We start from the raw sequence: 655 nt of genomic DNA on the forward strand, positions 1-655 counted from the left end.
GCGAACTCGCCGCCCTCGACAGCGACGCAGCCTTGCGCCGACGCCTTCACCACTACGCCGCCGCCGACGTTCTTGCGATCGACGAGGTCGGGTATCTGTCCTACTCGAACCGTCATGCGGACCTGCTGTTCGAACTCATCAGCCGGCGCTACGAAAAACGCTCAACCATCATCACCACCAACAGACCCTTCGCTGATTGGTCGGAGGTCTTTCCCAATGCCGCCTGCGTCGTCAGCCTCGTCGACCGCCTCATGCACCGATCCGAGGTGATCTCCATCGAAGGCGATTCCTACCGCTTCAAGGAAGCGGCCGAGCGATCAAAGGCACAGCGCGAAAAACGCACCAGCCGCTCCTCCGGCGAAAAGGTGCCCGCAGCATGAAACCAGATCCTCAACCGTCCGGCCTCAGTCGTGGTATCCACTTCCTCATCAATCCCGAATGGACACCCGAACAGGCGCTCGCTGTCTTCGAGCTCCTCAACGATCTCGCCGATAGCATCTGGTCTCACTACGGCGTCCAACTCCAGGAACTTATCCAGGAGCAGCAACGAACACCGACCGATCACAGCGATATCGAAAAAGCCCCGTCCTCGCTCTAAAGCACACATCCTCCACACTCGGCGGCCTGCAAAGGCCGCCTTTTTGTTCCGTCCACA

At 59.7% G+C, this 655-nt stretch carries 2 protein-coding genes; both read left to right on the forward strand.

From position 1 onward, the window contains the following. Nucleotides 1-380, forward strand: a 380-nt coding sequence (locus AC07FD_RS39410) for an ATP-binding protein (protein WP_478354197.1), incomplete at its 5' end; no start/stop codon positions are given. Further along, nucleotides 377-598 carry a hypothetical protein gene (locus AC07FD_RS39415; protein WP_095085189.1) on the forward strand — a complete coding sequence of 74 codons (222 nt, stop codon included), beginning with the start codon at nt 377-379 and terminating at the stop codon, nt 596-598. The genes AC07FD_RS39410 and AC07FD_RS39415, both read left to right, overlap by 4 nt. The last annotated feature ends 57 nt before the right edge of the window (nt 599-655 follow it).

It is taken from the genome of Mesorhizobium waitakense (assembly GCF_056431085.1).

What these genes read in the sequence shown, in the direction of transcription:
- AC07FD_RS39415 (WP_095085189.1), top strand. Translation starts at nt 377, where the DNA reads ATGAAACCAGATCCTCAACCGTCCGGCCTCAGTCGTGGTATCCACTTC.